The sequence below is a fragment of the Noviherbaspirillum sp. UKPF54 genome (genome assembly GCF_007874125.1).
Taxonomy (GTDB): domain Bacteria; phylum Pseudomonadota; class Gammaproteobacteria; order Burkholderiales; family Burkholderiaceae_D; genus Noviherbaspirillum.
In genome coordinates, this window is sequence record NZ_CP040128.1 from 3,001,553 (window position 1) to 3,023,878 (window position 22,326).

A 22,326-nucleotide genomic window follows, 5' to 3' on the forward strand; every position below is an offset into this window, starting at 1 on the left:
GGCCGGGTTATCGTGTGAAATAAATGATTTCTTCGGGCTCAAGGGGAGCCTGAGCGAGTCCCAACCGCATGGCTGGAGTTTTTCCGTCCTTGCCGACTTCGGTGAAGTTATGGATGACGCGGTAAATACCAAGTAACTTTTCCACGAAAGCTGGGTTGTATGGGCTATAGCCGTACCAGGTCCGGCCATCCCGACTGGCGGTTTTGATAGGCCGCTCCAAGGGATTGAGACTTCGGCGAACCCTCTGGAAGAAATTGTCGATGCCATGCAGGCTTGCCTTGAGAAACAGCATTGCTTGATGGTCCAGGTCATAATCCCCGAGGTCCGTTAGCCAACACATCGCCTTTTCAGGCTCTGACATGTTTGGAATCGGGTGGACGCACCAACGGTCGCTCCATTTGCCAACTGCGACTGCCCGGCTGATTTCGTCCTTCATCATGGCCAGTTCCACGCCCTGCGGTGACAGGGCGGGATTTGCGTCCTGGTAGGCCTTAAAGATTGCGCGGGCTGAACTGATGGCCGACCGCTTCTTGTCAATGGTCATCTCCTTGGCGGTTCGGACATAGAACACATCTACGCGGCGAGCCCGGATGTCGGGTGCGAATGCGGCTAAGCAAGCGGCACGTATACCGGAGTCCTGGTCCAGAAAGAACCTGATTTTCTCGACCCGCCGCAGCAACCCTTTCAGGAACAAGAAATGGGCATACATCACGTATTCCTCGTGAGTCTGCATACCCTTCGCTTCGGGTAGCTTTTGCCCTTCGTCCTTCAGTTCAGAAACCTCGGAATCTTCGCGTGACGCCGCAGCGTCGTACTGGTCCTCAATCTTGGCGCCTAGCGCCTGCGACACCGGGCCCTTCTTCGCCTTGGCTGATTTCCGGTCGCGCTCGCGCTTTACCGCGTCCAACCCCTCCTCGTAGTCGTGACTAAGCCAGACCCGAGCGTACTTCCGGTGCGGATATGGCAACTCGGCATCACGGGCGGCCAAGGCATCCGACTCGACTTCGGACGGATTCAGGAAAGGGTCGAAGTTAAGGTGCATCCCGAACACGTAGCCTGTATGGTTGTCGGCGCTACCGATAGCCCGGAGAACGACGTTCCGGCGGTCGGTGTCCCGGCTCCAGTTGACCTTGTACTCTTGGCGGTCGACACTGACATACAGCCGGGAGAGGTCTAACTCGAAAAGGGCTTGCTCTCGTGCTGAGGCAAAGGCGAGGCATTGGCGATAAAGAAAGTCGATTTTGCCGTACAAGGTAACCGCGTTGAGCCCGGTCACCTTCGCGATTCTGCGCAACGGCATTTTGTTTGTCAGCGACAGCAGGATTGTCTTGTTCAGATGGGTAATCCGTTGCCGCTTGAGTGCACGACCACCGGCCGTAAACGTCTTCAAGCAAAGGCGGCAGCGCCAACGAGGCGAGCCAGCCGGAGTTGTCCCGAAGCGGTAATAGGCTCCGTCGGTTTCAACAGGGACATGATGGTTAGTACATTCAGTATCGGGGCAACTCGCTGACTCTATCGGCAGCAAATGCTGTGTCAGCCGATACACCTCTTCTGCAACCGCCAGGTTGCTCTTGATGGAAAAGTGTTCACCGCAGAGGAGGCATTTCAGGGAGGGACGAAGCTTGCCGACCGCTCCGATGGTGTAAGCGGAGCCCGGCTGGACGCCTAGCGCGGTTTCCTTACGTCGTGCCCATTTGGCCAACTTCGCGGGTACACCGAAGTTCGGGCACGTAGGACTCTTGCAGAAATTGACGTTGATTCCTCCGACCTCCGGGGGAAGGGGCGGATTGCTTGGCGGTGGGCCTTCTGGCTCGGAAAAAATCGTCTGCAATGAAGAATCCCCTATAAGTCGTTAAACCTATAGGGGATTTTGAACTTTTAGCCAACGTTTTTCAACACGTTAACTTAACGCCTAGCACCAAGGTGCGGCGTTCCAACTGCGATCTGCCCTGTTCCGGAGAACCTGACAGACGGGTCAAGCGGAGAAGCTTAGTCCGCCTGCTTGCGCAGGAAAGCCGGAATGTCGTAGGTTTCCATGCCATTCTTTTCCAGCGCGCGCACCGTTTCCGATGCGGACTCGCGGCGCCATACGGCCGGTGCCTTCAGGCCGTCGAACGACGGGGCAGGCTGGGCAGCCGGCTGCTGCATCGCGGCGTGCGCCATGATCGGCTCGTTGTGGGTGCCGGTGCGCAGTACCGGGGTCTGCACCAGTTGCACGTTCTTGCGCGCGCGGCCCAGGCCTGTTGCCACCACCGTCACGCGGATGTCGTCGCCCATCGCATCGTCGTACGCGATGCCCTGCGCAATCGACGCATCCGGCGCGGCGAAAGCGCGCACGGTCGCCATGACTTCCTTGATTTCCTTGCCCTTCAGGTTGCGGCTGGCGGTGACGTTGACCAGCACGCCGCGCGCGCCGGACAGGTCGATGCCATCCAGCAGCGGCGATGCGACGGCTTGCTCGGCGGCGATGCGCGCACGGTCCACGCCGGAAGCGGTGGCGGTACCCATCATCGCCTTGCCCTGCTCGCCCATGATGGTCTTGACGTCGTTGAAGTCGACGTTGATGTGGCCCGGCACGTTGATGATTTCGGCGATACCGGCAACGGCGTTGTTGAGCACGTCGTCGGCGTGCTGCAGCCATTCGATCATGCTGTCGTCTTCGTAGATCTCTTCCAGCTTCTCGTTGAGGATGACGATCAGGGAATCGACGTGCTGGCTCAACGCTTCCAGGCCTTCGTCGGCGATTTCCATGCACTTCGCGCCTTCGTACGAGAACGGCTTGGAGACCACGGCGACCGTCAGCGCGCCCAGCTGCTTCGCCACTTCGGCGACGATCGGCGCGGCGCCCGTGCCGGTGCCGCCGCCCATGCCGGCGGCGATGAACACCATGTGCGCGCCGCGCAGCGCGTCTTCGATGCGCGCGCGCGATTCCTCCGCCAACTGGCGGCCGACATTCGGCTTCATGCCGGCGCCCAGGCCGGTGTCGCCGATCTGGATGATGTTGTTTGCCTTGGACTGGGCCAGTGCCTGCGCATCGGTATTAGCGGCGATGAATTCCACGCCGGACACGCCCTTATTGATCATGTGTTGCACCGCGTTGCCGCCTGCGCCGCCGACGCCGACGACCTTGATCACGGTGCCAAGTGTTGCGTTATCGATCATGTCGATTTCCATGTTGCTCCCCTTATCAAGATTGCAGTTGCCAGTCGATAATCACCACGCGGTGTGGCGCCTAGCGACTGCTAACTGCCGATATTAAAAAATCAAACGATTAAAAATTCCCCAAAAACCACTCTTTCATGCGTTGCCAGACTGCCTTCACTGACCCATCCTGCCGGGTCACGATATGGCCGCGCAAATACTGCTTCTTTGCTTCCAACAACAACCCCAAAACCGTCGAATACCGCGGGCTGCGCACCACATCCGCCAGCTGCCCGCTGTACTCCGGCACGCCCAAGCGCGTCGGCTTGAGGAAGATGTCTTCCGCCAGCTCGATCATGCCCGGCATCATGCCGGTGCCGCCGGTCAGAACGATGCCTGACGACAGCACTTCTTCGTAGCCCGACTCGCGCACCACCTGGTGCACCAGTGCGAACAATTCCTCCACGCGCGGCTCGATCACCGCCGCCAGCGCCTGGCGCGAAAGCGTGCGCGGGCCGCGATCGCCCAGTCCCGGCACCTCGATCGTTTCGCCCGGATCAGCCAGCACCTGTTTCGCCGCGCCGTAACGCAGCTTGATTTCCTCCGCTTCCGCCGTCGGCGTGCGCAGCGCCATCGCAATGTCGTTGGTGATCTGGTCGCCAGCGATCGGAATCACCGCGGTATGGCGGATCGCGCCTTCGGTGAAGATCGCGACATCGGTGGTGCCGCCGCCGATATCGATCAGCACCACGCCCAGTTCCTTTTCGTCCGGAGTGAGCACCGCGTCGGCCGACGCCATCGGCTGCAGGATCAGGTCCGACACTTCCAGTCCGCAGCGGCGCACGCACTTGACGATGTTCTGCACCGCAGACACCGCGCCGGTCACGATATGCACCTTCACTTCCAGGCGGATGCCGCTCATGCCGATCGGCTCGCGCACGTCTTCCTGGCTGTCGACGATGAATTCCTGCGGCACCGTGTGCAGCAGCTGCTGGTCGGTCGGGATGTTGACCGCCTTGGCTGTCTCGATCACGCGCGCCACGTCGGTCGGCGTGACTTCCTTGTCCTTGATCGCGACCATGCCGCTCGAATTGAAGCTGCGGATATGGCTGCCGGCGATGCCGGTATAGACATTCTTGATCTTGCAGTCGGCCATCAGCTCGGCTTCTTCCAGCGCACGCTGGATCGACTCGACGGTCGCCTCGATGTTGACCACCACGCCCTTTTTCAGGCCCTTCGATTCGTGCTGGCCGAGGCCGATGACTTCATGCCTCCCGTTCGGCATGACTTCCGCCACCACTGCCACCACCTTCGAGGTGCCGATGTCGAGGCCGACGATCAGATTTTTTGCGTCTTTTGTCATGTTTTTTATAACTTACGTTTTTTCCCGTCCAACCCGAGGGCCAATCCCTGCGCTTTCAAAGCCAATCCGTTCGGATAACGCATATCCACGCTCTCAATGCCGCTCTGCAGGCGCTGGGCCAGCTGCGGATAAATCCCGATCAGCCGGTCGACCCTTTCCTTCAGCGTGGCCTTGCTTTGTTCCCGTCCCAATTCCACCGTCATCCCGTTGTTCAAGCGCACGCTCCAGGCATACCGGCCCGTCAGACGCACCGCTTCGGGCACGAGGTCGATCGGCTTGAACCAGTCGCGCAGTTCGCGATAGCGCGCCACCACTTCCTTCTCGCTGCCATCCGGCCCGTCGAACTCGGCCAGCTGGCCGTCTTCCTCGGCCTCCGCCAGGTTGGCGGTGAACACGTCGCCGCGCACCGACAGCAGCTTGCCGTCTTCGCCCCAGGTGCCGAGCGCTTCATGCTCTTCCACCTGCACGATCAGCCGGTTCGGCCATTCGCGCCGCACCGTCGCCTTGCGCACCCAGGGCACCGCTTCGAACGCCTGCCTTACCGCGTCCAGATCGGCGGTAAAGAAGTTGCCCCTGATACGCGGCACCGCCGTGCTGCGCACGGTCGACGGATTAACGTGCCTTAACTGCATTTCGCCGACAGCCTCGACCCGAATTGCCTTGAGCGTAAACATCGGCCGCTGCGCGGCCCACCAGATTCCCGACGCGAACAAGCTCAGCACCAGCGCCCCGAGCAGGGCGTTGGTGGCAGCGTTGAGCATTCTGATGTCATGCCACATATTCAATCAGTTCGGTTGCCAGTCCTGGCCCGGCTTCAGATCCAAATCCGCCGAGCGCAAGATCTCCACGCACAAATCCTCATAGCTGACGCCGGCCGCCTTGGCCGCCATCGGCACCAGCGAATGCCCCGTCATGCCGGGAGAGGTATTAATCTCCAGCAGGAACGGCTCGTTGTCGGTGGCGCGCAGCATGAAATCGACGCGCGCCCATCCGGAGCAACCGAGCGCGTTATAGGCCTTTACCGCGATATCCTGGATGCGAACGGTCAGCGCCTCGTCCAGCGGCGCCGGGCACAGATACTTCGTGTCGTCGCTGAAATACTTGTTCTGGTAGTCGTAATTGCCTTGCGGCGCGCGGATCTCGACGATCGGCAAGGCGCGCGCAGCGCGTCCCGCACCGAGCACCGGCACCGTCAGCTCGCGGCCGGACACGAACTCCTCGGCCAGCACCGCCGCGTCGTACTTGGCGCACAGCGCAAAACCTTGCTGCATCTCCGATGCGTCGGTCACCTTGCTGATGCCGATGGTCGAGCCTTCATGCGGCGCCTTGAGCATCAGCGGCAGGCCCAGTTGCTGCGGCACCTTGCTCAACTCGTCGGCAGAAGTGCCCAGCGAATCGAGCACCAGGAAACGCGGCGTTGGCAAGCCGTGGCTCAGCCAGACGCGCTTGGTCATCACCTTGTCCATGCCAATGGCGGACGCCATCACGCCGGATCCGGTGTAGGGAATGCCGAGCTGCTCCAGCACGCCCTGCAGCGTGCCGTCTTCACCGTAGCGGCCATGCAGCGCGATGAACACGCGGTCGAACTTTTGCGCCGCCAGCTCCGCGATGCCGCGTTCCGCCGGATCGAAGCCGTGCGCATCGACGCCCTTGCTTTGCAATGCCTTCAGCACGCCGGCGCCCGACATCAGCGACACCTCGCGCTCGGCGGAACGGCCGCCGTACAGCACGCCGACTTTTCCGAATTCCTTAGCTAAATCTTGAGTACTCATCTTTCATCCAACCTGGCTTGCCTGGGAAAGCTTTCCCGGCACGCCGCTAATCGAACCGGCGCCCATCGTGATCACCACATCGCCGTCCCTGGCCATGTTCATGATCGAGTCGGGCATCCCGGCAATGTCTTCCACAAATATCGGCTCCACCTTGCCGAGCACGCGCAATGCATGCGCGAGCGCCCGGCCGTCGGCGGCCACGATCGGCTGCTCGCCGGCGGCATAGACTTCCGCCAGCACCAGTGCGTCCGCCGTCGACAGCACCTTCACGAAATCCTCGAACAGGTCGCGCGTGCGGGTGTAGCGGTGCGGCTGGAACGCCAGCACCAGGCGACGCCCCGGATAAGCGCCGCGCGCGGCTGCCATGGTCGCAGCCATCTCGACCGGATGGTGACCGTAGTCGTCCACTAGAGTGAACGAGCCCCCAGCCGGAAGCTTGATGTCTCCGTAACGCGTGAAACGGCGGCCGACACCGTTGAATTCGCTCAGCGCCCTTTGTGTTGCGCTGTCGGCCACGCCGATCTCGCGCGCGATGGCGATCGCCGCGCAGGCATTCTGCACGTTGTGCATGCCAGGCTGATTCAGACTGACCGTCATCGGCGCGTAGCCGTCCTGCAGCACAGTGAATTCCATCTTGCCGTCGACCGCCTTCGCGTCGATGGCACGCACCTGCGCGTCTTCATGGAAGCCGTAAGTGGTGATCGGCTTGGAGATGAACGGCATGATCTCGCGCACATTCGGATCGTCCAGGCACAGCATCGCGACGCCATAGAACGGCAGGCGCTGCGTGAATTCGACGAATGCCTGCTTCAGCTTCGCGAAGCTGTGGTCATAGGTCTCCATGTGATCCGCGTCGATGTTGGTGATCACCTCGATCACCGGCGACAGATTCAGGAACGACGCATCCGATTCGTCGGCCTCGGCCACGATGAAATCGCCCGCACCCAGCTTGGCGTTGGCGCCGGCGCTGTTAAGGCGCCCGCCGATCACGAAGGTCGGATCGAGCCCGCCCTGCGCCAGGACGCTGGCCACCAAGCTGGTGGTAGTGGTCTTGCCGTGGGTGCCGGCAATCGCGATGCCCTGCTTCAAGCGCATCAGCTCGGCCAGCATCATTGCGCGCGGCACGATCGGAATGCGTCTGGCGCGCGCCGCCATCACTTCCGGATTGTCGGCCTTGACCGCGGTCGAGGTGACGATGGCGTCGGCGCCTTCGATGTTTTCAGCCGCGTGGCCTTGCGTGACTTTCGCGCCCAGTTCCGCCAGGCGCTGCGTCGCGGCGTTGCTGCCGAGGTCGGAGCCGGACACGGTGTAGCCAAGGTTGAGCAATACCTCGGCGATGCCGCTCATGCCGCTGCCGCCAATGCCGACGAAGTGAATATTTTTTACTTTATGTTTCATGCTTGTTTGGCCAGTTCTTCCAGTACGTCCGCAATCCGTTCATTGGCGTCGCGCTTGCCGATCGCGTACGCGGCCTCGGCCATCCTGCGGCAATCTTCGCGCTTCAGCGACTGCAGCAGGATCGCCATGCGCTCGGCGCTCATTTCGCTTTGCGGCTGATGAATCGCCGCCTTCTGCTGCGCCATCCACTGCGCGTTGTCGCGTTGATGCGAGGTGGTCGACGCGACCAGCGGCACCAGCACGCTCGCCACGCCAGCCGCCGTCAGTTCGGAAACGGTGATGGCACCGGCGCGGCAGATCACCAGGTCCGCCTGCGCGTAGCGGCGCGGCATGTCGTCGATGAAATCCACCACCTCGGCCTGCACCTGCGCATCGGCGTAGGCCTTGCGCAGCGCGTCGATATGCTGCTTGCCGGACTGGTGCACGACGATCGGCCGGGCGTCGGCCGGAATGCGCGCCAGCGCCGCCGGCAGGCAATCGTTCAACGCCTTGGCGCCGAGGCTGCCGCCCACGACCAGCAGACGCAGCGGGCCGCTGCGTTCCGTATAGCGTTTCGCCGGCAGCGACACTTCCATGATTTCCTTGCGCACCGGGTTGCCGGTCACCAGCGCCTTGCCGGCCGCGTTGCCGAAGTCAGCCGGGAAGCCGAACAGCACGCGTTGGGCCAGCGGCGCGAGCGACTTGTTCGACAGCAGTAGAGCCGCATCCGCATTGACCAGCGCCAGCGGCACGCCGCGCAGCTTGGCCATCATCCCGCCCGGCACCGTGACATAGCCGCCCATGCCCAGCACCACGTCCGGCTTGCGGCGGCCGATGATGGAAAAGCAGGAAGCAAATCCCGCCGCCATCTTGAACACGCCGCGCACGGTGTGCATCAAGCCCTTGCCGCGCAAGCCGGCGAAGTCGATCGAGTCCATCTCGATCCGGTGCTTGGGCACGATGTCGCGTTCCATGCCGTGCTGCGTGCCCAGCCAGGACACCTGCCAGCCGCGTGCCTGCATCGTCTGCGCGATCGCCAGGCCGGGGAAGATGTGGCCGCCGGTGCCGGCCGCCATGATCAGGAGGCGCTTCATACGCGCCCCCCTCGCATCAAGACCCGGTTCTCGTAATCAATCCGTAACAAAATTGCCAGTCCTACACAGTTAATCAATACGCCCGAACCGCCATAACTCATCAGCGGCAAGGTCAATCCCTTGGTCGGCAGCAGGCCGAGGTTCACGCCCATGTTGATGAACGCTTGAACGCCGATCCAGATGCCGATGCCTTTCGCCGTCAAGCCGGCGAAGGTGAGATCCATCGCGATCGCCTGGCGCCCGATTTCGAACGCGCGCTTGACGATCCAGTAAAACATTGTCACCACCACCAGCACGCCGACGAATCCGAGCTCCTCGCCGATCACGGCGAGCAGGAAGTCGGTATGCGCCTCCGGCAGGTAGTGCAGCTTTTCAACGCTGCCGCCCAGGCCGACGCCGAACAACTCGCCACGCCCGAACGCGATCAGCGAATGCGACAGCTGGTAAGCCTTGCCCAAGGCATTCCCCTCCTCCCATGGATTCAGGTAGGCGAAGATGCGCTCGCGCCGCCAGGGCGACAGAACGATCACCAGGCTGAAAATCCCCACTAATACCGCGCCGATCCCGCCGAACCAGACGCCGTTGATCCCGCCCAAGAACAGGATGCCCATCGCGATGCAGACGATCACGCCGAACGCGCCCAGGTCGGGCTCCAGCAGCAGCAACAGGCCGACCACGCCGACCGCGGCCGCCATCGGCATGAAGCCCTTGGTCAGCTTGTGCATGAACTGCTGCTTGCGCACCGTGTAATCGGCCGCATACAGCACCGCGAACAGCTTCATCAGCTCCGACGGCTGCAGGTTGAAGACCTTGAACGACAGCCAGCGCTTGGCGCCGTTGACACCCTTGCCGATGCCCGGCACCAGGACCAGCATCAGCAGCACCAGCGTCGCGACGAACAGATACGGCGCGTAGCGCTGCCAGGTTTCGACGCGCACCCGGAAAGCGAGCAGCCCAGCGAACATCGACACGGCGATGAAACCGGCCTGGCGGATCAGGAAGTGGTAGTTCTTGTAGTTCGCGTACTTGGGCGAATCCGGCAGCGCGATCGACGCCGAATACACCATCACCATCCCGAACAGCATCAGCAGCACGACCACCCACACCAGCGGCTGGTCGTATTCCATCATTTTCGAGCGCTGGTCGACGCCCCGCACCGGCGCACTCGCCGTTGCGGATGAAAAGGATGGCAGCGCGAATTTCACGGCATCACCTCGCCGCGCGACAAGGCGATTTCACGCACGGCGTCGACGAACACCTGGGCGCGATGCGCGTAATTCTTGAACATGTCGAGGCTGGCGCATGCGGGCGACAGCAAAACTGCATCTCCGGCCTGTGCCAGTTCGGTGGCACGTTGCACCGCTGCTTCCAGCGTGCCGCAATCGTCCAGCTCGACGCCGGTGTGCGCCAGCGCCTCGCGGATCGCGGGCGCGTCCTTGCCGATCAAGACGACGGCGCGAACGAACCTGGCAACCGGCTCGGCCAGCGGCGCGAAATCCTGCCCCTTGCCGTCGCCGCCGGCAATCAGCACCAGGCGGCTCGCTCCGCCCTGCATCAGCCCCAGGCCCTTCAAGGCGGCGACCGTCGCGCCGACATTGGTGCCCTTGCTGTCATCGTAGTAATCGATGCCGCCAACGTTGGCGACCAGCTCCACCCGGTGCGGCTCGCCGCGATATTCGCGCAAGCCGTGCAGCAGCGGCGCCAGCGGCAGGCCGATCGCGCGGCACAAGGCGAGCGCGGCCAGCGCGTTTGCCGCGTTGTGCCGTCCGCGGATCTGCAGCGCGTCAGCCGGCATCAGGCGATTGACCATGACAGGCTGCTCGATATTGTCCTTCTTGCGGCGACGCTTCTCGCCTTCTTCGGCCGCGACGGCCACCGACAGCCATTGCATGCCGTTGTCGTCGACCAGTCCGAAGCAATCCGGATGTTCCGGCGCGTCCGTGCCGAAGCTGGCGATACTCGCCATCGGCGCCGTCATCTGCATGACGCAAGGATCGTCCCGGTTGAGCAGGCGGATCGTCGTGGCGCCGAAGATGCGAGCCTTGTCGGCCGCGTAGCCATCCATGTCGCCGTGCCAGTCGAGGTGGTCCTGCGTGACGTTCAATACCGTCGCCACGTCGGCGTTCAGCGTGTACGTGTAATGCAGCTGGAAGCTGGACAGTTCCAGCACCCAGGCCTGCGGCAGATCATCCGCTTCCATTGCCGCGCGCAGCACGTCGAGCGCGGCCGGGCTGATGTTGCCGGCGATCTGAGTCTTCAGGCCGGCGCGGCGGCACAACAGGCCGGTCAGGCTGGTGACCGTGGTCTTGCCGTTGGTGCCGGTAATCGCGATCACCTTCGGCTCATACGCGCGTTGTTCCTTCAGTGCCGCCAGCGCCTGCGCGAACAGCTCGATCTCGCCCCACAGCGGGATATTCCTTTCCTGCGCGGCGGGAATGATTGCCGCCAGTTCGCGGCCTGGCATCAGGCCCGGGCTGACCGCGACGAAGTCGACCCCGTCCAGCAGCGCAGCGGTCAGCGGGCCGCCGATGAATTCCGCGCCCGGCACCGCCTCGCGCAGCGCGGGCAGGCGTTCCGGCTCGGCGCGCGTGTCCGCCACGCGCGGCACCGCGCCGCAGCGAGCCAGCCACAATGCCATCGCCAGGCCGGATTCTCCGAGCCCGAGGACGAGAACGTGTTTGCCTTGGTAGTCCATCAGCGCAGTTTCAGGGTTGACAGTCCGAACAACACGCACATCATGGTGACGATCCAGAAGCGCACCACGACTTGCGTCTCTTTCCAGCCTTTCTGTTCGAAGTGATGGTGCAGCGGCGCCATCAGCAGGATGCGACGGCCCACGCCGAACCGCTTCTTGGTGTACTTGAAGTAACCGACCTGCAGCATCACCGACAGGGTCTCGACCACGAAGATGCCGCCCATCAGGAACAGCACGATTTCCTGGCGCACGATGACGGCGACGGTGCCGAGCGCGCCGCCCAGCGCCAGCGCGCCGACGTCGCCCATGAACACCTGCGCCGGGTGCGCGTTGTACCAGAGGAAGGCCAATCCGGCGCCGGCCAGCGCGCCGCAGAAGATCAGCAGCTCGGCCGAACCCGGGATATAGGGAATGAACAGGTACTTCGCATACACTGCGCTGCCCGTCAGGTAGGCGACCAGTCCGAGCGCCGAACCGACCATCACGGTCGGCATGATGGCCAGGCCATCCAGGCCGTCAGTCAGGTTGACCGCATTGCTGGAACCGACGATCACGAAGTAGGTCAGCGCGATGAATCCCCACACGCCGAGCGGATAGCTGATGGTCTTGAAGAAGGGCACGATCAGGTCGGCCTTCGGCGGCAGGTCGAGGCTGAAACCGGACTGTACCCAGGCCAGGAACAGCTGCCACACCTTGGTGTTGGTCGGCGCCGATACCGAGAACGCCAGATATACGGCGGCGATCAAGCCGATCAGCGATTGCCAGAAATACTTCTCGCGCGAACGCATGCCTTCCGGGTCCTTGTAGACCACCTTGCGGTAGTCGTCGACCCAGCCGATGGCGCCGTAGCCGAGTGTCACCACCAGCACGATCCAGATGAAACGGTTGCTCCAGTCGGCCCACAGCAGGGTCGAGATGCCGATCGACAGCAGGATCAGCGCGCCGCCCATGGTCGGCGTGCCGGTCTTGATCAGGTGGGTCTGCGGGCCGTCGGTGCGCACCGCCTGGCCCACCTTCAGGCGGGTCAGCATGCGGATCACGGCCGGGCCGGAAATCAGGCCGATCGCGAGCGCGGTCAGCGTCGCGAAGACGGCGCGGAAGGTAATGAAGTTGAAGACCCGCAGCGCCCCGAGATCCTGGTGAAAATATTGTGCTAGCCAGAGCAGCATGTCAGTGAGCTTCCTGTACCGATGATTCTTGATTGACGAGGTGCTGAACCACGCGCTCCATCTTCATGAAGCGCGAGCCTTTCACCAATACCGTGGAGCCGGCGTTCGCCAGCTGGTCGACGGCGGAGTTGAGCGCAGCGATGTCCGCGAAATGCTCGCCCTGCGCGCCGAAGGCTTCGACGCTGTGGCGCGCCAGGCCGCCCAGCGCGAGCAGGCGCTCGATGCCTCGGCTTTTCGCGTAGGCGCCGACCTCGGCGTGGAATTGCGGGCCTTCGTTGCCGACTTCGCCCATGTCTCCCAGCACCAGCAGGCGCGGTTTCGCGGCATTGGCCAGCACGTCGATCGCCGCGCGCACGGAATCCGGATTGGCGTTGTAGGTGTCGTCAATCACCAGCGCGCCGCAGCGCGCGGTCTTGCGTTGCAGGCGGCCGTTGACCGGAGCGAACGACTCCAGGCCGCGGATCACCGCGTCCACCGGAACGCCGATCGCCAGGGTGCAGGCGGCGGCAGCCAGGGCGTTGCGCACGTTGTGCACACCGGCCGCGGCCAGCTTCACCTGGAAAGTGTCGGCGCCGGAGGTGACCGAGAGATCGCTGCCGAAGTCGTTCGCCTGCCAGCTGCAGGTGACGTCGGCGTCGCCCGACAGGCCGAAGGTCTTCACCTTCCGGCCGGTAGCGAGGTCGCGCCACAGCGGCGTGTACTCGTCGTCCGCCGGGAACACCGCGGTGCCGTTGTCCGGCAGCGTACTCAGCACGGCGCCGTTTTCGCGAGCGACCGCTTCCACGCTTTCCATGAATTCCTGGTGCTCGCGCTGCGCGTTGTTGACCAGTGCCACTGTCGGTTGGGCGACCGCCGCCAGCTGCGCGATCTCGCCCGGATGGTTCATGCCCAGTTCAATCACTGCCGCCTGATAGGAAGCGTTGAGACGAAACACGGTGAGCGGCACACCGATATCGTTGTTGAGATTGCCGCGGGTGGCCATGCAGCGTTCGGCGCCGAACGCTGCGGTCAGGATAGCCGCGATCATTTCCTTGACGGTGGTCTTGCCATTGCTGCCGGTGACGCCGATGACCGGCAGAGCAAATTGGCGGCGCCAGCAGGCCGCAATCTCGGCCAGCGCCACGCGTGTATCCGGCACCACCAGCGCCGGCACCGTCAGCCCTTCAGGCACGCGCTCCACCACCACGGCGGCGACACCCTTGGCCGCCACCTCGTTCAAAAAGTCATGCGCATCGAAACGCTCGCCGCGCAAGGCGACGAACAAATTACCAATAGATACAGCTCGGCTGTCGGTCGACACGCCGTCGAACTTTGCATCCGCCGCGTTGACTATCGCGGCACGCGAAATCCATGGCTGAAGTTCAGCCAATGACGATTTCATTAATGATTCCCCTTCATCGTTGCTCGTGCAGCCAATGCCAGCGCGGCATGGTCTGCATCCAAAAAAGGCAATCTCTTGCCCTTGATTTCCTGATACGGCTCATGGCCCTTGCCGGCCAGCAGAACCACATCGTTCTTCCCTGCATGCCGCACCGCCCACAGAATCGCGGAAGCGCGGTCCTCGATCACGTGCAATGCATCCGTCGCCAGAGCCGCCGTGTCGATGCCTTGGACAATCTGCGCCAGAATAGTTGCCGGCTCCTCGCTGCGCGGATTGTCGCTGGTGACGATGATGCGGTCGGCGGCCTGCGCCACGCGCCCCATCTGCGGACGCTTGCCCGGGTCACGATCGCCGCCGCAGCCGAACACGCACCACAGTTCGCCGCTGCGCTGCTGCGCCACCTGGCGCAGCGTCGACAGCGTCTTTTCCAGCGCATCCGGCGTGTGCGCGTAATCGATCACCACCAGCGGCGCGTCCTGCCCGCCCAGCTGCTCCATGCGGCCCGGCACCGCGGTCAGCACTTCCACCGCCTCGGTCGCTGCCTTAAAGGCAATGCCTTTCGCCAGCAGCACGCCGAAAATGCCGAGGACGTTACTGACATTAAATTGGCCGACAAGTTGCGTCTTCATTTGGGCGGAACCGGCTGCGCAATCCAGCTTGAACGTGGTGCCGCCATGGCTGGTGCGGATCTCGCTCGCGCGCAGGACCGCAATGCCGTCGATCTCCCGCTCCGCCAGCGTATAACCGGTGACCGGCAGTTGCGGACGCGCTTTCCTGAGATGTTCGACCAGGCGTACGCCCATGTCGTCGTCGAGATTGATTACCGCATGTTTCAATCCCGGCCAGTCGAACAGCATTTTCTTGGCTGCTTCGTATGCGGCCATGTCGCCGTGATAATCGAGGTGGTCGCGCGTGAAGTTGGTGAACAGGGCGACGTCCACATGCATGCCATTTAGGCGTCCCTGTTCGAGGCCGATCGACGATGCCTCGATAGCAAGCGCCCTGGCGCCGGCATCGCGCAGTTCCGCCAGCTTGCGCTGCAACAGGACGGCGTCGGGTGTCGTATAGCCGGTATTGGCAAGGCCGGCGTGAGCGCCGCGCCGGTACAGGCCGACGCCGAGCGAGCCGACCACTGCGGTCGGCTCGCCCTGACGTGACAGGGCGCTGCCGAGCCATTGGCTGCACGAGGTCTTGCCGTTGGTGCCAGTCACGGCCACGGTGAACATGGCGGCATCGGGCTGGCCGTAATGGGCGTTCGCGACCGGGCCGGCGGCCTTCTTGAGGTCGTGCACGGCCATGTGCGGCACCGTCCATGCAGCGTTCCACTGGAAGCCGTCGGCTTCGAAAATGACCGCCCTGGCGCCGCGCTGGATGGCGCTTTCGATATAACGCCGGCCATCGGCAGCGTCGCCCGGATAGGCGAAGAACACGTCACCGGCGCGGATCGTGCGCGAATCCGACGACAGCTGCGCCGCCGGCGCCTCGGCCTCGAGCCAGTTCAGGATATTGGTTACGGAAGCAGTCACAGCCAGCATCACAGGCTCTCCTTCACGCTCTCGGCGGGAATGATGATGTCGGTTACCGACGAATCGGGCGCAACGTTCATTGCACGTAACGCGTTTGCTGCAATGGCGGAAAATACCGGCGCGGCCACGTCGCCGCCGTAATGCTGTCCGTTCGACGGCTCGTCCACCATGACCGCGATGACGATGCGCGGGTTGGACACAGGCGCGAAGCCGACGAAGGATGCGACATATTTGTTCACGTAGCGTCCGCCGGCCAGCTTGTAGGCGGTGCCGGTCTTGCCGGCGACGCGGTATCCCGGCACCTGCGCCTTGGGCGCGGTTCCGCCGGGGCCGGTCACGGATTCCATCATGGCGCGCATGTCGCGCGCCGTCTTTTCGCTGATGACGCGCTGCCCGGCCGGAGGCTCGTCCATCTTCTTGAACGACACTGGAATCAGGTCGCCGTCGCGCGCGAAGATCAAGTAAGAATGCGCCATCTGGATCAGGGACACCGAAATGCCGTGGCCGTAGCTCATGGTCGCCTGCTCGATCGGTCGCCAGGATTTGTAAGGCCGCACGCGTCCCGCTACTGCGCCGGGAAAACCGAGCTTGGGCTGCTGGCCGAATCCGACCGTGGTAAACATGTCCCACATCTCCTGCGGCTGCATCTGCAGCGCGAGCTTGGCGGTGCCGACGTTGGACGACTTTTCGATGATCTGGGCCACGGTCAGCGGTCCGTGCGGATGCGCGTCGCCGATGGTGGCGGTGCCGATGGTTATCTTGCCGGGCGCGGTCTGGACGACGGTATTGGGCGTCACGCGCTTGGTTTCCAGCGCCAGCGCGACCGTAAACGGCTTCATCGTCGAGCCCGGCTCGAAGGTGTCGGTCAGCACGCGGTTGCGCAGCTGCGCGCCGGTCAGGTGGGCGCGGTCGTTCGGGTTGTAGGTCGGCATGTTCACCAGCGCCAGCACTTCACCGGTCTGTACGTCGAGCACCACGGCGCCCGCGGCCTTCGCGTTATGCTTTTCCACCGCCGCCTTCAGCTGCGAGTAGGCGATGTACTGGATCTTGCTGTCGATGGACAGCGTCAGGTTCTTGCCGTCGTGCGGCTCGCGGATCGCCTCGATGTCCTCGACGATGTGGCCCAGGCGGTCCTTGATGACGCGGCGGCTGCCGGTGACGCCCGCCAGGCTCTTCTGGAAGGCCAGTTCCATGCCCTCCTGCCCGGCGTCCTCGACATTGGTGAAGCCGACCACGTGCGCCATCACCTCGCCTTCCGGATAGAAGCGCTTGTATTCCTTGCGCGTCGCGATGCCGGAAATGCCGAGCTTGAGAATCTTGTCGGCGACATCCTGCTCGACCTGGCGCTTGAGGTAGACGAAGGTACGGTCGGAATCGAGCTTCTTGTTCAGGTCCTGGTCGCTCATCTCGAGCAGGCGGGCCAGCTCGCGCAGCTTTTCCTTGGGCGCGTCCTGCACGTCCTCGGGAATCGCCCAGATCGCCTTGACCGGCACCGAGGATGCGAGCACATGGCCGTCGCGGTCGGTGATCTTGCCGCGCGTGGCGGGCAGCTCGAGCGTGCGCGCATAGCGCGATTCGCCCTGCTTCTGCAGAAAGTCGGTGGACAGGCCTTGCAGGTAGAGCGCGCGCCCGGCCAGCGCGGCGAAACCAGCGAACAGGGCGAACAGCACGACGCGCGAACGCCACACCGGCAGCTTGACCGCCAATACCGGGCTGGCGGCGAACTGGACTCCCTTGGCGGCGGCCGCACGCGTCATTTCGCCCCCATCGTCAGGTACTGGGTGCGATCCGGCGAGACCGCGACCATGTGCAGGTCGCGCCGGGCGTTGGCTTCGATGCGGGCATGCTTGCCGAGCGTGGACTGATCGAGCTGCAGCTGCGCCCATTCGATATCGAGCTGCCTGGCGGCGGCTTGCGCGCGCTCCAGCTCGATGAACTGGCGACGCGCCTGGTACTGCGCGTTGACCAGCGACAGCGCGCACAGAACAACCGCGAACGTGAGAAAGAAAGTGATGCGCCCGCTCATCGTGCGCCTCCAGCGGTCAGGCGTTCGGCAACGCGCATGATGGCCGAGCGGGCGCGCGGGTTTTCCGCGACTTCGGCGTCGCTCGGCTTCATCTTGGACAAGAGCTTGAGATCAGGCTGCGGCAGGTCGATCGCGCGAATCGGCAGGCGACGGTCCGGCTGCGGCGCGTTGGCTTTGGATGCCATAAAGCGCTTGACGATGCGATCTTCCAATGAATGAAAGCTGATCACAGCCAGTCTCCCCTGCGGGCCCAGTTTTTGAAATGCGGCCTCTAGTCCTATTTCGAGTTCTTCAAGCTCTTTATTGATGAAAATCCGGACAGCTTGAAAGGTACGAGTGGCCGGGTCCTTGCCCTTCTCGCGGGTTTTAACGGCGCGTGCCACGATCTCGGCAAGCTGTCGTGTGGTTGAAATTGGTTCGATTGCCCGGCGAGCAGCAATCGCCTTTGCAATCTGAAAAGCATACCGTTCTTCCCCATAATCTCTGATCACCTTTCCGATCGTCTGTTCGGTTTCCGTCGCCAGCCACTGTGCTGCCGATATGCCGCGCGTGGTGTCCATGCGCATGTCGAGCGGACCGTCAAAGCGAAAACTGAAGCCCCGCGCCGCGTCGTCCACCTGCGGCGAAGAGATTCCCAAATCCAGCAGTATTCCGTCCACCTGCGCGATGCCGCGCGCTTCCAGAGCCTCGCCCATCGTCGCGAAGCTGTCGTGCACGATCTCGAAGCGCCGATCTTCGATCTTCTCGGCCGTCGCAATCGCGTACGGATCCTTGTCGAACGCGATAAGGCGGCCCTTCTCGCCGAGGCGCTGCAAAATCAGCCGGCTGTGCCCGCCGCGCCCGAACGTGCCGTCGACGTACACACCGCCTGCCCGCGCGCCCTCGATAGCGAGCGCGTCGACCGCTTGTTCCAGCAGCACCGTACGGTGCGGCATTTCCAGCACCGCTTGTTGATTACTCATGCGGTACCGTCAGAACGAAAAGTCGCTCAACACATCGGGCATGCCATTGGCCACCGCCTGCGCCTCGTTTTCGGCGAGCTTTTCGGCATCCCAGATCTCGAAATGGCTGCCCATGCCGAGCAGCATGACGTCGCGCTTCAAGCCGACGGCTGCGCGCAGCTCCGGCGAAATCAGGATGCGGCCAGCCGTATCCATTTCGACATCGCATGCATTGCCCAGGAAAATCCGCTGCCAGGCGCGGGCCGACATCGGCCATGCGGCGATCTGCTCGCGGTGGTTTTCCCAGACCGGCCGGGGGAAAAACAGCAAACAACCATGCGGGTGCTTGGTCAGCGTGACGCGTCCTTCGCATTGGACCGTCAAGGCGTCACGATGCTTGGCCGGAATCGTCATCCGTCCTTTCGCATCGAGATTCAACGCTGAAGCGCCTTGGAACACCCTGATTACCCTCGTGGTTGTTATCTGTTATTTATCTTCTTGCATCATGGTTTTAGAGGGCTTTGGATTTTTGCCCCACAAAACCACACTTTTTCACACTGTCGCCCACTTTAGAGGATGGATTTTTTGCGGTCAAGTAATTTCAGATGGCGGAAATCTGATTTTTCCCAATGAAGTCAATGACTTAGCGCGTTTCATTCGTGCAATATCACCACTGATTTCCTCAAATAATTAAGTACTTAGAGAAGACAGTGAAGGTAGTGCCTTAGATGTACACATGTGTTTGTCTAAGCGACAACAGTTGCGTAAAAGCAAAACGGGCTGGAAAACCGATGAGGGAATCTAGAAATTGTCTGACGGCACTAAGATTGCGAACCGGGAACTTAGTTCAAACAGCCAAGCCGGTATGACAGGAAGGCAATTCAGCCGTCGCGAAGCGGGCGCCGCGCCCCTGCATCCGGACTGGATTCCCGGCTATCGAACGACAATGCGGCGCGCGCCGCACGGAAAATAACAGGGGTCGCTATTCGACGTGTTTGCCGGATGCGGCGTGATACAGCTGCGCCGAGCGGGCGCCGGTACGGCAAAAGGCGAGCAGCGGCTTGGGCAGTTCGCCTACCAGCGCACGCATGCGACTGACGGCGCGCTCGTCGAATCCCTCGCTCGGCACGGGCAGATACGCATAGAACAGTCCTGCCGCATCGGCCGCCATGCATAGCGCGGCATCGCCCGGCTGGCTATCGCCGCCCTCCCCGTCGGGACGATTGTTGATGATCGAGCGGATTCCCATCCGCGCCACCTCGGCCAAATCGCCCGGCTGCAGTTGTTCCGAGACTCCGACCTCGTCGGTGAGCTTAATAATATGGATCGGCATGAAGACCTCCTGAGCGAGCGTGGGGCGAACCTTCTTTCCTGCGAGTTCGTTTGCGGTTCTTGATACGCAGTTCACAGTGCATCGAGCGGAATCTTCAGGTAGCGGGTGCCGTTGTCTTCCGGCTCCGGCAGACGGCCGCCGCACATGTTGACCTGCACCGACGGCAGCAGCAGCACCGGCATGTCCAGCGTGGCGTCGCGTGCGGTGCGCATGGCGACGAATTCCTCTTCGCTGATACCGTCGCGTACATGGATATTGGTTTCGCGCTCGTCAGCGACGGTGCTGACGAATTGCACCTGGCGCCCGCCGGGCTGGTAATCGTGGCACATGTAGAGTCTGGCGTGCAGCGGCAGGCTGAGCACCTTGTTGATGGAGCGGTACAGCGTGCGCGCGTCACCGCCGGGAAAATCGCAGCGCGCGGTACCGTAATCCGGCATGTACAGCGTATCGCCGACGAAGGCGGCGATCTCGTCGCCGTCATGCACGACATAGGCCATGCATGCCGGGGTATGGCCGGGGGTATGCAGCGCGCGGCACTGCAGGCTACCGAGCGCAAAGGCCTCGCCGTCGGCGAACAGATGGTCGAACTGGCTGCCGTCGCGCGCGAAGCCGGGGCCGGCGTTGAACAGTTTTCCGAACACCCGCTGGACAGTGGTGACATGGGCGCCGATGCCGATCTTGCCGCCGAGGCGCTGCTGCAGATAGGGGGCCGCCGACAGGTGGTCGGCGTGCACGTGCGTTTCGAGTATCCAATGCACCTCGCCCCCCAGTTCGCGCACGCGCGCGATTAACCGGTCGGCGGACGCGGTTCGGGTGCGGCCGGATTTCGGGTCATAATCCAGCACGCTGTCGACCAGTGCGCACTGCCCGCTGCCGCGGTCGAGCACAAGGTAGCTGATGGTCGAGGTTGCCGGGTCGAAGAAACCTTCGACATGCAAGGCGCGCGCAGGGCACATTGCAGATCTCCTTTCAATGAGTGCGGACCGCCTGAAAATGTATTTGCAAGACGCGTACCACGTCCGGGGGCCGCCAAACGCCCTGATTTCGCTTGCGCAAAGCCTGTCTTGCCGACACCGGCGCTGCCAGTGACAGCGATTCTTGACAGTATTGGCAGTTGGCGGCAGAGTGGACAAAAAGGAGTACGCATGAATACCGAAACGTCCCTGCCCGCCGTCGAGGGCGCGGCACTGCGCTCGCTGCCGCAGGTGCAGGCACTGATTTCCTACCTCGAACAAGAAGCGCAGCCGATGATCGTGCTCGACACCGAGTACAGCATCCTCGCCGCCAATACCGCCTATCAGCGCCAGTTCGCCACCGCCGACAAACCCTATATCGGGCACAAGTGCTACCGCATCTCGCATCACTACAACCTGCCCTGCGACCAGGCGGGCGAACACTGCCCGATGAAGAAGGCGTTCGAAAAACGCGGACCGGACCGGGTGCTGCACATCCATCACACGCCGCGCGGGCCGGAGCATGTCGATGTCGAACTGCGCCCTATCCTGGATGAGCAGCGCGAGGTGGTGGCCTACGTGGAGCGGCTGTCGGTGGTGCGCAACGCGTCGGCGCGCCCGAGCGCCGAAGGGCTGGTCGGCCGCTCGGCCGCGTTCAATGATGCGCTGTGGGCGCTGCAGCGGGTGGCGCCGTCGATGCTGCCGGTGCTGCTGCAGGGCGAATCCGGCACCGGCAAGGAACTGTTCGCGCGTGCGGTGCACGAGGCGAGCGAGCGCGCGCACGGCCCATTCGTGGTGGTCGACTGCTCCGGGTTGACCGAAACGCTGTTCGAAAGCGAACTGTTCGGCCACGAGAAAGGCTCCTTTACCGGCGCTAATGCGCGCAAGCACGGGCTGGTCGAAATCGCGCAGGGCGGCACCCTATTCCTCGACGAAATCGGTGACGTGCCGCTGGCGATGCAAGTCAAGCTGCTGCGCCTGATCGAATCCGGCACCTTCCGCCGGGTCGGAGGCCTGGAGACGCTGCGCGCCGATTTCCGCCTGGTGTCGGCCACGCACAAGCCGCTCAAGGCGATGATGGCGGACGGCCGCTTCCGGCAAGACCTGTACTACCGCATCGGCGCCTTCCCGATCCATCTGCCGGCCTTGCGCGAGCGCAGCGACGACATACCTTTGCTGGTCAATTCCTTTCTCCAGCGCAGCGCCGCCGGCAAGGGAAAAATCACGGTGGACCCGGCCGCGATGCGCCGCCTGCAGGCCTACGACTGGCCCGGCAACATTCGCGAGTTACGCAACGTGCTGGAGCGTGCCCTGCTGTTTACGGACGATCGCGTGATACGGGTCGAGCATCTGCCGCCGGATCTCTATCCCGCACCGGTGGCCGGACCGGCAACGAAAGCCGGCGCAGCGTCGGACGATACGCTGAGGCGGATGGCGACCGGCTTTGGCGGTACGCGCCGCGAACTGGCCGAGCATCTCGGCATGAGCGAGCGCACGCTGTACCGACGACTGAAGGCGCTGGGGTTGGCGTGATGCTCTTCCTGCAATGCGCATC

19 protein-coding genes are annotated in these 22,326 nt (G+C 63.0%); 1 reads left to right on the forward strand and 18 read right to left on the reverse strand.

Going from position 1 to position 22,326, the window contains the following annotated elements; all coding sequences use genetic code 11:
* Positions 1-7 precede the first annotated feature (7 nt).
* The 18 genes from FAY22_RS13830 to FAY22_RS13915 form a co-directional block, all read right to left on the reverse strand.
* Entirely contained in the window at positions 8-1,831 is a 1,824-nt protein-coding gene (locus FAY22_RS13830; RefSeq protein WP_210411823.1) for a hypothetical protein, read from the reverse strand.
* Between the two features lie 158 nt (positions 1,832-1,989).
* Complete coding sequence (ftsZ, locus tag FAY22_RS13835) at positions 1,990-3,174, reverse strand: cell division protein FtsZ (RefSeq protein ID WP_146330750.1); 1,185 nt, start codon at positions 3,172-3,174, stop codon at positions 1,990-1,992.
* Positions 3,175-3,271: 97 nt separating this feature from the next.
* On the reverse strand, positions 3,272-4,504 hold the full coding sequence (ftsA, locus tag FAY22_RS13840) for a cell division protein FtsA (protein WP_146330751.1): 1,233 nt from the start codon (positions 4,502-4,504) through the stop codon (positions 3,272-3,274).
* Between the two features lie 5 nt (positions 4,505-4,509).
* Positions 4,510-5,283 carry a cell division protein FtsQ/DivIB gene (locus FAY22_RS13845; RefSeq protein WP_146330752.1) on the reverse strand — a complete coding sequence of 258 codons (774 nt, stop codon included), beginning with the start codon at positions 5,281-5,283 and terminating at the stop codon, positions 4,510-4,512.
* Between the two features lie 6 nt (positions 5,284-5,289).
* A complete protein-coding gene (locus FAY22_RS13850; protein WP_146330753.1) occupies positions 5,290-6,276 on the reverse strand; it encodes a D-alanine--D-alanine ligase in 987 nt (328 codons plus the stop codon).
* Positions 6,277-6,279: 3 nt separating this feature from the next.
* Positions 6,280-7,674, reverse strand: coding sequence for a UDP-N-acetylmuramate--L-alanine ligase (gene murC, locus FAY22_RS13855; protein WP_146330754.1), 1,395 nt, complete (start codon positions 7,672-7,674; stop codon positions 6,280-6,282).
* Positions 7,671-8,747, reverse strand: coding sequence for an undecaprenyldiphospho-muramoylpentapeptide beta-N-acetylglucosaminyltransferase (gene murG / locus FAY22_RS13860; protein ID WP_146330755.1), 1,077 nt, complete (start codon positions 8,745-8,747; stop codon positions 7,671-7,673). The genes murC and murG overlap by 4 nt, the downstream gene beginning before the upstream one ends.
* Positions 8,744-9,952: a putative lipid II flippase FtsW gene (gene ftsW / locus FAY22_RS13865; protein ID WP_371417294.1), complete on the reverse strand. Its 1,209-nt coding sequence runs from the start codon at positions 9,950-9,952 to the stop codon at positions 8,744-8,746. The genes murG and ftsW overlap by 4 nt, the downstream gene beginning before the upstream one ends.
* Positions 9,949-11,442 (reverse strand): UDP-N-acetylmuramoyl-L-alanine--D-glutamate ligase, encoded by a 1,494-nt coding sequence (gene murD / locus FAY22_RS13870; RefSeq protein WP_146330756.1) that lies wholly within the window; start codon positions 11,440-11,442, stop codon positions 9,949-9,951. Before murD ends, ftsW begins: the two co-directional genes overlap by 4 nt.
* Positions 11,442-12,611, reverse strand: a complete 1,170-nt coding sequence (mraY, locus tag FAY22_RS13875; RefSeq protein WP_146330757.1) for a phospho-N-acetylmuramoyl-pentapeptide-transferase — start codon at positions 12,609-12,611, stop codon at positions 11,442-11,444. Before mraY ends, murD begins: the two co-directional genes overlap by 1 nt.
* A gap of 1 nt (position 12,612) precedes the next feature.
* Positions 12,613-13,992: a UDP-N-acetylmuramoyl-tripeptide--D-alanyl-D-alanine ligase gene (gene murF / locus FAY22_RS13880; RefSeq protein ID WP_146330758.1), complete on the reverse strand. Its 1,380-nt coding sequence runs from the start codon at positions 13,990-13,992 to the stop codon at positions 12,613-12,615.
* The gene (locus FAY22_RS13885) at positions 13,992-15,527 is read right to left on the reverse strand and encodes a UDP-N-acetylmuramoyl-L-alanyl-D-glutamate--2,6-diaminopimelate ligase (RefSeq protein WP_146330759.1); all 1,536 of its coding nucleotides are present in this window, start codon (positions 15,525-15,527) and stop codon (positions 13,992-13,994) included. The genes murF and FAY22_RS13885 overlap by 1 nt, the downstream gene beginning before the upstream one ends.
* Positions 15,527-17,275, reverse strand: coding sequence for a penicillin-binding protein 2 (locus FAY22_RS13890; protein WP_146330760.1), 1,749 nt, complete (start codon positions 17,273-17,275; stop codon positions 15,527-15,529). The genes FAY22_RS13885 and FAY22_RS13890 overlap by 1 nt, the downstream gene beginning before the upstream one ends.
* Complete coding sequence (gene ftsL / locus FAY22_RS13895) at positions 17,272-17,544, reverse strand: cell division protein FtsL (RefSeq protein ID WP_146330761.1); 273 nt, start codon at positions 17,542-17,544, stop codon at positions 17,272-17,274. The genes FAY22_RS13890 and ftsL overlap by 4 nt, the downstream gene beginning before the upstream one ends.
* Positions 17,541-18,506 carry a 16S rRNA (cytosine(1402)-N(4))-methyltransferase RsmH gene (gene rsmH / locus FAY22_RS13900; RefSeq protein WP_146330762.1) on the reverse strand — a complete coding sequence of 322 codons (966 nt, stop codon included), beginning with the start codon at positions 18,504-18,506 and terminating at the stop codon, positions 17,541-17,543. The genes ftsL and rsmH overlap by 4 nt, the downstream gene beginning before the upstream one ends.
* Positions 18,507-18,515: 9 nt before the next feature.
* Entirely contained in the window at positions 18,516-18,944 is a 429-nt protein-coding gene (gene mraZ / locus FAY22_RS13905; RefSeq protein WP_146330763.1) for a division/cell wall cluster transcriptional repressor MraZ, read from the reverse strand.
* Positions 18,945-19,467: 523 nt separating this feature from the next.
* A complete protein-coding gene (locus FAY22_RS13910) occupies positions 19,468-19,818 on the reverse strand; it encodes a TIGR01244 family sulfur transferase (protein ID WP_146330764.1) in 351 nt (116 codons plus the stop codon).
* Between the two features lie 71 nt (positions 19,819-19,889).
* Positions 19,890-20,774: an MBL fold metallo-hydrolase gene (locus FAY22_RS13915; RefSeq protein WP_146330765.1), complete on the reverse strand. Its 885-nt coding sequence runs from the start codon at positions 20,772-20,774 to the stop codon at positions 19,890-19,892.
* Positions 20,775-20,963: 189 nt separating this feature from the next.
* Here FAY22_RS13915 and FAY22_RS13920 point away from each other — a divergent pair, with 189 nt between their 5' ends.
* The gene (locus tag FAY22_RS13920; protein WP_146330766.1) at positions 20,964-22,304 is read left to right on the forward strand and encodes a sigma-54-dependent Fis family transcriptional regulator; all 1,341 of its coding nucleotides are present in this window, start codon (positions 20,964-20,966) and stop codon (positions 22,302-22,304) included.
* Positions 22,305-22,326: the final 22 nt, after the last annotated feature.

Coding starts and splice junctions, on each gene's coding strand:
- FAY22_RS13920 (WP_146330766.1), top strand. CDS start 20,964: ATGAATACCGAAACGTCCCTGCCCGCCGTCGAGGGCGCGGCACTGCGC.
- FAY22_RS13885 (WP_146330759.1), bottom strand. CDS start 15,527: ATGCTGGCTGTGACTGCTTCCGTAACCAATATCCTGAACTGGCTCGAG.
- FAY22_RS13915 (WP_146330765.1), bottom strand. CDS start 20,774: ATGTGCCCTGCGCGCGCCTTGCATGTCGAAGGTTTCTTCGACCCGGCA.
- FAY22_RS13910 (WP_146330764.1), bottom strand. CDS start 19,818: ATGCCGATCCATATTATTAAGCTCACCGACGAGGTCGGAGTCTCGGAA.
- rsmH (WP_146330762.1), bottom strand. CDS start 18,506: ATGAGTAATCAACAAGCGGTGCTGGAAATGCCGCACCGTACGGTGCTG.
- murC (WP_146330754.1), bottom strand. CDS start 7,674: ATGAAACATAAAGTAAAAAATATTCACTTCGTCGGCATTGGCGGCAGC.
- murG (WP_146330755.1), bottom strand. CDS start 8,747: ATGAAGCGCCTCCTGATCATGGCGGCCGGCACCGGCGGCCACATCTTC.
- murD (WP_146330756.1), bottom strand. CDS start 11,442: ATGGACTACCAAGGCAAACACGTTCTCGTCCTCGGGCTCGGAGAATCC.
- ftsL (WP_146330761.1), bottom strand. CDS start 17,544: ATGAGCGGGCGCATCACTTTCTTTCTCACGTTCGCGGTTGTTCTGTGC.
- mraY (WP_146330757.1), bottom strand. CDS start 12,611: ATGCTGCTCTGGCTAGCACAATATTTTCACCAGGATCTCGGGGCGCTG.
- FAY22_RS13845 (WP_146330752.1), bottom strand. CDS start 5,283: ATGTGGCATGACATCAGAATGCTCAACGCTGCCACCAACGCCCTGCTC.
- FAY22_RS13890 (WP_146330760.1), bottom strand. CDS start 17,275: ATGACGCGTGCGGCCGCCGCCAAGGGAGTCCAGTTCGCCGCCAGCCCG.
- murF (WP_146330758.1), bottom strand. CDS start 13,992: ATGAAATCGTCATTGGCTGAACTTCAGCCATGGATTTCGCGTGCCGCG.
- ftsA (WP_146330751.1), bottom strand. CDS start 4,504: ATGACAAAAGACGCAAAAAATCTGATCGTCGGCCTCGACATCGGCACC.
- ftsZ (WP_146330750.1), bottom strand. CDS start 3,174: ATGGAAATCGACATGATCGATAACGCAACACTTGGCACCGTGATCAAG.
- FAY22_RS13850 (WP_146330753.1), bottom strand. CDS start 6,276: ATGAGTACTCAAGATTTAGCTAAGGAATTCGGAAAAGTCGGCGTGCTG.